At 67.1% G+C, this 6,722-nt stretch carries 8 protein-coding genes and 1 tRNA gene; 4 read left to right on the top strand and 5 right to left on the bottom strand.

What is annotated here, in order from left to right; all coding sequences use genetic code 11:
• The first annotated feature begins 119 nt into the window (after positions 1-119).
• Positions 120-287: a hypothetical protein gene (locus KQ310_RS02710; RefSeq protein ID WP_259720248.1), complete on the top strand. Its 168-nt coding sequence runs from the start codon at positions 120-122 to the stop codon at positions 285-287.
• A 266-nt stretch (positions 288-553) separates the two neighbouring features.
• Here the strand turns inward: KQ310_RS02710 and KQ310_RS02705 are convergent, their stop codons facing one another.
• The 3 genes from KQ310_RS02705 to KQ310_RS02695 form a co-directional block, all read right to left on the bottom strand.
• Positions 554-1,585 carry a hypothetical protein gene (locus KQ310_RS02705; RefSeq protein WP_259720247.1) on the bottom strand — a complete coding sequence of 344 codons (1,032 nt, stop codon included), beginning with the start codon at positions 1,583-1,585 and terminating at the stop codon, positions 554-556.
• Positions 1,582-1,914 carry a hypothetical protein gene (locus KQ310_RS02700; RefSeq protein WP_259720246.1) on the bottom strand — a complete coding sequence of 111 codons (333 nt, stop codon included), beginning with the start codon at positions 1,912-1,914 and terminating at the stop codon, positions 1,582-1,584. The genes KQ310_RS02705 and KQ310_RS02700 overlap by 4 nt, the downstream gene beginning before the upstream one ends.
• Positions 1,915-2,107: 193 nt before the next feature.
• A tRNA-Lys gene (locus tag KQ310_RS02695) sits at positions 2,108-2,179 on the bottom strand.
• A 162-nt stretch (positions 2,180-2,341) separates the two neighbouring features.
• Between KQ310_RS02695 and KQ310_RS02690 the strand changes: the two genes are divergently transcribed.
• Genes KQ310_RS02690 through trmFO form a run of 3 tightly spaced genes read left to right on the top strand, consistent with a single transcriptional unit; the run spans position 2,342 to position 4,452 of the window.
• Positions 2,342-2,857: a gamma carbonic anhydrase family protein gene (locus KQ310_RS02690; RefSeq protein ID WP_259720245.1), complete on the top strand. Its 516-nt coding sequence runs from the start codon at positions 2,342-2,344 to the stop codon at positions 2,855-2,857.
• Positions 2,858-2,903: 46 nt separating this feature from the next.
• Positions 2,904-3,026 (top strand): photosystem II protein Y, encoded by a 123-nt coding sequence (locus KQ310_RS02685; RefSeq protein ID WP_197154013.1) that lies wholly within the window; start codon positions 2,904-2,906, stop codon positions 3,024-3,026.
• A 7-nt stretch (positions 3,027-3,033) separates the two neighbouring features.
• The gene (gene trmFO / locus KQ310_RS02680; RefSeq protein WP_259720244.1) at positions 3,034-4,452 is read left to right on the top strand and encodes an FADH(2)-oxidizing methylenetetrahydrofolate--tRNA-(uracil(54)-C(5))-methyltransferase TrmFO; all 1,419 of its coding nucleotides are present in this window, start codon (positions 3,034-3,036) and stop codon (positions 4,450-4,452) included.
• Here trmFO and KQ310_RS02675 read toward each other — a convergent pair.
• Positions 4,449-5,453 (bottom strand): NAD(P)-dependent alcohol dehydrogenase, encoded by a 1,005-nt coding sequence (locus KQ310_RS02675; RefSeq protein ID WP_259720243.1) that lies wholly within the window; start codon positions 5,451-5,453, stop codon positions 4,449-4,451. The genes trmFO and KQ310_RS02675 overlap by 4 nt on opposite strands.
• A 126-nt stretch (positions 5,454-5,579) precedes the next feature.
• Positions 5,580-6,485, bottom strand: a complete 906-nt coding sequence (locus KQ310_RS02670; protein ID WP_259720242.1) for a beta-1,3-glucanase family protein — start codon at positions 6,483-6,485, stop codon at positions 5,580-5,582.
• Positions 6,486-6,722 lie beyond the last annotated feature (237 nt).

Here is a 6,722-nt window from a genome sequence, read left to right as displayed (position 1 = left end):
TGCGCTACGTACAATTTCAGCGAGCCAGCGCGAAAACATCAATTCGCTGCTTTCCCAGTCTGATTCCGGCCTGGCTTCCCATCGTGGTGGGAAAGCCCTCGATTTTTGTCCGACGATCTATGCGCGACAGGCTCCTAGCCATCAGCCGCTCCACCCTCTTCCACATCCGCCGCCAGGGCCTGCTCAAGGACTGCCCCCACCTTGTGGCCAAGAACCCCACCGCCAGGCGCTCCCATCTCCTCTGGAACCTCCAGCGCTGCCAGCTAGCCCTGGGGCGCCATGGCTGAGACCGCCCCCTTCCCCTGGATGGGCCCCACGGCGGAAGCGCCTTCCTGGGTGGACACCCCCCGTGTCTGCCTCGCGCTTGGGGTCAGCCGCTCGACTCTTTGGCGATGGCGGGGGCGAAAGCTGCTCCGCCAGGGCATCCACTGGACTCGCAAGAACCCCAGTGCTCCCCGCTCCGACCACCTCTGGCACCTGGATCACTGCCGAGAGGCGATCCAGACCATGAGGGGAAGGAGCAGGGAACGGGACGCAGTGGAGTCGCCAGCCCTCAGGCCGCATCAGAGGACGTGAGCATCCTCCGGGCCACGGAGGCCTTGGTCTGCTCGCCGCTGATCTCACTCAGATAGGTGCGCCGGTGCACGTCCGGGCTGTGGCCCATCACCGCCGCCACATCTGCATAACTCCAACTCGTGGTCTCTCGCGCCCGGATCGCATACGCATGCCGCAGGTCGTAGGGCACGCAGCGCTCCTTGCGGCGCTGGGGTTTACGGGTGCCCTGGGGGTCTGCGATCACCACCCAGGCATAGAGCTTGTGCCGCAGCTCGAACTCCACCCGCGCATCGGAGCTGCGCAGCTTGTGGCAGCACACCGCACCCAGGCGCTCATTGTTGTCGCAGCGCATCACCAGATCGCGCTCGGGGTCGTAGGGCAGCCCGTCTTCGTTCACGAAGCGGGGCCGATGACGCCGGCGCAGTTCGGCCAGCCGCTTCTCCCCGTTGACACCTCCCAGCTCGTAGCGCTCAACCCAGGCCGCCAGCAGAGGCAGAGCCACCCGAAACCCGGTCTTGGTGACCTTGATATAACGATCGGCGATTCCGATGACTAGCATGCCGCGAGCATCGGGCAGTTCTGCGATGTGCCACACCTCATGCGGCCGCAGTCCATAGGTGGCCACCATCGCGAACACCCACCCCCAGAGGGGGTCCTCCTCGATCACGGCATCGAGCCACTGCTCGATCGCCTCGGTGGTGGGGATCCGTCTGCGTGACGCCCCCGCAGCCACCAGAGCCAGCTTCTTGCGGTTCACCATGGCCTTGAGCTCGTCGCTCAGCTCCCGGGGGGCAATCGCCCCGAAGCCGGCACGACGCAACAACGACACCACCTCCCGCTTCTGACGGAATCCCTGCCGGCGGGTGGCCATCGGGATCAGCGGCTCCTCCGGATCCGCGAGATGGGCCCTGAGGCTCTCGGCGCTGTGCAGCGCGAAGCGCCTCACGTCCTCCACGCTGGCCGGTCGATCGGTCGGAAGCAGGCGGAAAAAGCCCCGACCCCGGAACGGACCCACCAAGTTCATGTTCACGCCCTGGCCGCGCTGAAACCGCACGACTGCTTCACAGATCTCTGGCCAGCAGGGTTGGCCCTGTTGGGGAACATCGGCACTCCGTGGCCCCGGCAACAGGGAGGCTGCCCGGATCGGGTGGCCTCGATCAGCCGTTCCTGCAGCGCCTCCACCGCCCGCGGATCCGCGGCGGCATAGCCAGGCACGGAGCATTCCCGGGTTCTGCCCCCGGCACCCAGCTCGTACACCGTGAGCCAGGGGCTGCGGCTGTGTTCCCGCAGCCGGTAGCGGGAACCGAGGGCCCGCAGCACCGCATTGCAGCGCTGCAGAGGGCTCTGAATCGTGGCCATTGGAATCTTTCGCACAGGGGAGGGTTCCCACCGCGCCAAGTCCTGCGACAAAGGCCAGTCTCAACAGGTGAGATGGCCTGGAGCTTTTTGCGCACTTCTGCGGTCTTACTCCGAGAAGCGGCAACACCGCTTGACGGGCCGAAAAACACTGCAGGGCAGTGGCTTAGCCAGCCAGAGAAAGCTTCTCAAGACATGGGTCGCCTGAGATTCGAACTCAGGACCAATCGGTTAAAAGCCGAGTGCTCTACCGCTGAGCTAGCGACCCGCCAGTGGGCGGAACCCATGGCAGCCCTTTCGGGCACCAAGGGAACGTATCACCCGGCGGGGGTTCCCTCCAAGCGGGCGGAGAAGCGCAGGCCGATCGCAGATAGATCGCAGGCAGACCGGAAGCGGATCGAGAATGACGAGCCCTTGCCAGCCGCGCCCCATGGCCCCCTTCCCCTGGCCCGAGCCGCGGATTCACCCGGAGGCCTGGGTGGCCGATTCGGCGGTGGTGATCGGTGAGGTGGAACTCGCCGCCGGGGCGAGCCTCTGGCCCACGGCGGTGGCCCGCGGGGATGTGGGGCCGATCCTGGTGGGTGCCAACAGCAATGTGCAGGATGGCGCGGTGCTGCATGGCGATCCCGGCCAGCCCGTGACCATCGGCGCCAACGTGACCATCGGCCACCGGGCCGTGGTGCATGGCGCCACCCTGGAAGACGGCTGCCTGATCGGCATCGGCGCCATCGTGCTCAACGGCGTCACCGTGGGAGCCGGCGCCCTGGTGGCCGCCGGCTCGGTGGTGACCCGCGACGTGCCGGCCGGCGCCCTGGTGATGGGGGCACCAGCCCAGGTGAAGCGCCAGCTCAGCCCGGAGGCGATCGCCGAGCAGACAGCGCATGCCCACCGCTACCGCGAGCTGGCGCAGGCCCATGCCGGCCGCAGCAGCGAGCGGGGGTTCTGAACGCCAGCCTGGCCTTAAGATCCCTGCAAATTCCCCCTTTCAAGCCATGGATCTGCGGCTGCTGCTGGTTGCCACTCCGATCGTTCTGGCTGCGGCCTGGGCCGTGTTCCACATCGGCCGCGCCGCCGTGGGTCAGCTGCAGCTGATGATCAAGCGCGCCCGCGCCTGATCCCTCCATGCTTCTGGTGATCGGTGCCGGACTCGCCGGCACCGAAGCGGCCTGGCAGATCGCCCAGGCCGGATTTCCTGTTGTGCTGGTGGAAATGCGGCCGCTGCAGCGCTCCCCGGCTCACCACAGCGGCGACTTCGCCGAACTGGTGTGCAGCAACAGCTTCGGGGCGCTCTCCAGTGATCGGGCCGCTGGTCTGCTTCAGGAGGAACTGCGGCGCCTGGGTTCCCTGGTGATCCGCACCGCCGATGCCCATGCGGTGCCCGCCGGTGGTGCCCTGGCGGTGGATCGCGGCCGCTACAGCGCCGCCCTCACCGCAGCCCTGGAAGCGCATCCGCTGGTCACGATCGAGCGGCGCGAGCAGGTGGAGCTGCCGCCGCCCGATCAGATCACCGTGCTGGCCACCGGCCCCCTCACCAGCGAACCGCTGGCGGAGCATCTGCGCGCCTTCACCGGCCGGGCCGACTGCCACTTCTTCGATGCCGCCAGCCCGATCGTGGAAGGCGAGAGCATCGATCTGGGCCGCGCCTTCCGCGCCTCCCGCTACGACAAGGGCGACGCCGACTACATCAACTGCCCGATGAACAAGGAGCAGTTCCTCGCCTTCCGCGAGGCGCTGCTGACCGCCGAGCAGGCCGAGCTCAAGGATTTCGAGCAGGAGAGCGCCAGCTTCTTCGAGGGCTGTCTGCCGATCGAGGAGCTGGCCCGCCGCGGTGAAGACACCATGCGCTATGGGCCGCTCAAGCCGATCGGCCTCTGGGATCCCCGCTGGGGCGATGTGAACGACCGTGACGTGCGCCGCGCCAACCGCGCCTACGCCGTGGTGCAGCTACGCCAGGAAGACAAAGACGGCCGCCTCTGGAACCTGGTGGGCTTCCAGACCAACCTCAAATGGGGCGAGCAGAAGCGGGTGCTGCGCCTGATCCCGGGCCTGGAGAACGCTGAATTCGTGCGCTTCGGCGTGATGCACCGCAACACCTTCCTGGAGTCCCCCCAGCTGCTCGATCCCACCCTGCAGTTCCGCAGCCGGCCCACCCTGCTGGCCGCCGGCCAGATCACCGGCACCGAGGGCTATGCGGCGGCCGTGGCCGGCGGCTGGCTGGCCGGCACCAACGCCGCCCGGCTGGCCCGGGGTGAGCAGCCGATCCAGCTGCCCGCCACCACCATGATCGGCGCCCTCACCCACTTCATCGCCGAGGCTCCCTGCGGCGGCTCCGGCAAGCGCGGCGGCTTCCAGCCGATGCCGCCAACCTTCGGCCTGCTGCCCGAGCTGGCTGAACGCATCCGCGACAAGCGCCGCCGCTACGGCGCCTACCGCGACCGGGCTCTGGCTGATCTGGAACCCTTTCAGGCGGCCGGTCTCCAGCCAGCCAGCCTTGAGGCAGCCGGTCTTCAGGCCGCTGACCTTCAGGCAGCCACCGTTTAAACAGGGCCGTCCAGAACGAAGCGATAGCGCACATCACCCTTGCGCAGCCGCTCGATCGCGGTGTTGATCTCGGCCATCGGCAGATGCTCCACCTGGGGCTTGATGCCATGGCGAGCGCAGAAGTCGACCATCCGCCGCAGGCTGGCGGGGGAGGAGGTGGGGCTACCGGTGAACTGGAGGCGACCGGCGATGAAGGGAAACGCCTGCAGGGGGATCGGCTCGGTCACCACCCCAAGCTGATGCAGCCGCCCCCGCGGCGCCAGGGAACCCACCACGGCATCCCAGTCGAGGCTGTGGTTGCTGGTGTTGATGATCAGATCGAAGCGACCGGCCTGGTCCGCCAGGGCCGAGAGCGCCACCACCCCGTGGGCACCGAAAGCAGTGGCTTCCGCCGCCTTGCGCTCCGGATGGGTGGTGATGGCGGTGACCTCACAACCCCAGGCCTTGGCGAACTGCAGGGCCATGTGGCCCAACCCGCCGATGCCGATCACGGCCACGCGGGCCGTGGGCGACACGGCCTCATCGAGCAGGGGGGCGAACACGGTGATGCCGCCGCAGAACAGCGGACCGGCATCGGCCGGCGAGAGGCCCTCAGGAATCGGGATCAGCCAGTCCTGATGACCCTTCACATGGCTGGCGAAGCCACCGCTGCGGCCCACCACGGTGGCCTCGAGATCGGCGCAGAGGTTTGCCTCGCCCCCCAGGCACCAGCTGCAATGGCGGCAGGAGCCGGCGATCCAGCCCAGCCCCCGCAGCTGGCCCACCAGGGAGGGATCCACCCCCTCGCCCACCTGCACCACCCGGCCCACCACCTCGTGGCCAGGCACCAGGGGGTAGGCACTGACGCCCCAGCTGTTGTCGATCATCGACAGATCGCTGTGGCAGAGGCCGCCGTGCAGCACCTCCAGCAGCGCTTCATCAGGCCCTGGCTCCAATAGCTGCGCCGTGCCGCGCTGCAGCAGAGCCCCGACGCTGTCGGCCTGCCACACGGTGATCTGCATCGGGGATGGGCTGCGGCTACCTCCCGGTTCTAGCCAGGCCGGCACCTTGGGTCTGCGGCGGCAGCAGCCGGCCCCCTTACCGCCCCCTGGCCCCGTCTGGCCTGGAAGCCTTCAGGGACGCGCCGCTCAGCTCAACCCTTGGACCGTGAGACGGAGGCTGGCCGTGTCTGGCACGTAGGTGAACTCGCCCTGGCGGTTGTCGTTGGGGAACGTGAAGAAGCCGTATTTGCCGCTGGCATCCGGCGTGGCAGCTGCCCGCAGGGCCTGCCCATAGCCCGTTGTTCCGGGATCAATGGTCGGCAGGGGGGCTGGCATTTTGGGATTGAGGCCGTTCTGCCAGCCGTTCCAGTTGGTCACGCTTTGAAACAGCTGCGTGCCGCTCTCGGGCAGCGCCATCACGAAGGGGTAAAAGCTCTGGGGTTCCCACGGACCGATGCCCGGGTAGTTCGGGGCCACTGGGTTGGTGGTGCCCCGCTGCTGCGTCCACACCTTGTTGGGTCCCACGATGCGCCGAAGACCGTCGGGATAGGCAGGGTTGGGAGCCCAGGCGGTGACCGGGTCCTCGGGCCAGACCAGCGACCCCCAGGGCTGGGCGGCCGTGGCGCGGGAGTTGAGATTGCCGATCACGGGATCGAGATCATTGAATCCGTACTCGAATCCACTCTGAGCACCCTTGTAAGTGCCGAGATTGGCGAAGTTGAGGGTGAGCGGGAAGGAAAATTCATCGATATAGCTCAGATCAGCGGTGAAGCGATTGTTCTGCGGCTCGTAGGCATACTCGAAGAAGGAATACTCCACACCGGCATCATTCGTCGGGTTGAAGGCATCCGGCTTCACGCCCTTCTCCAAAGAGCCCTTCAGCGGCTCAGCCGCCACATACAGGCGCTTCTGATCCCCCGTCAGCATCGGGATCGTGGTGGTGGCTTGGCTCTCTAACACCACCGCGGAGACAGGCGCGCTGCTGGTGAAATCGTCGTTGTAGAGATAGAGCGTCTGATCGGCGCTGTTCTTCACCGTAATCGCCGTCCCCATCTTCAAGGCCACAGACTCTGGAATAACCGTAGGCGGGACCAGACCAGTCCGATCACCGCCTCACGTCTCGGGCTTGCTCACTTCGCCGGAGCCGGGTCCTAGGAGTTTGTCGCCCAAAACCAGCAGCGCCAGCGAGCACAAGCACGTGCTGAACCAATGGTCTTGGTTATCGGCATCTCAATGCCGGTGTTTCCGGCCAATCGTCGGCTGCAGCAGGCACCGGCAGCCAGAGGGGCT

Origin of the sequence: Synechococcus sp. CS-1328, from assembly GCF_025128095.1 — a bacterium.
Lineage (GTDB): Bacteria > Cyanobacteriota > Cyanobacteriia > PCC-6307 > Cyanobiaceae > CBW1002.
The sequence above is the reverse complement of the archived record's forward strand: the minus strand, read 5'-3'. Positions and strand labels throughout refer to the sequence as shown.

What these genes read in the sequence shown, in the direction of transcription:
- KQ310_RS02710 (WP_259720248.1), top strand. Translation starts at nt 120, where the DNA reads ATGCGCGACAGGCTCCTAGCCATCAGCCGCTCCACCCTCTTCCACATC.
- KQ310_RS02675 (WP_259720243.1), bottom strand. Translation starts at nt 5,453, where the DNA reads ATGCAGATCACCGTGTGGCAGGCCGACAGCGTCGGGGCTCTGCTGCAG.
- KQ310_RS02700 (WP_259720246.1), bottom strand. Translation starts at nt 1,914, where the DNA reads ATGGCCACGATTCAGAGCCCTCTGCAGCGCTGCAATGCGGTGCTGCGG.
- KQ310_RS02690 (WP_259720245.1), top strand. Translation starts at nt 2,342, where the DNA reads ATGGCCCCCTTCCCCTGGCCCGAGCCGCGGATTCACCCGGAGGCCTGG.
- trmFO (WP_259720244.1), top strand. Translation starts at nt 3,034, where the DNA reads ATGCTTCTGGTGATCGGTGCCGGACTCGCCGGCACCGAAGCGGCCTGG.
- KQ310_RS02685 (WP_197154013.1), top strand. Translation starts at nt 2,904, where the DNA reads ATGGATCTGCGGCTGCTGCTGGTTGCCACTCCGATCGTTCTGGCTGCG.
- KQ310_RS02670 (WP_259720242.1), bottom strand. Translation starts at nt 6,485, where the DNA reads ATGGGGACGGCGATTACGGTGAAGAACAGCGCCGATCAGACGCTCTAT.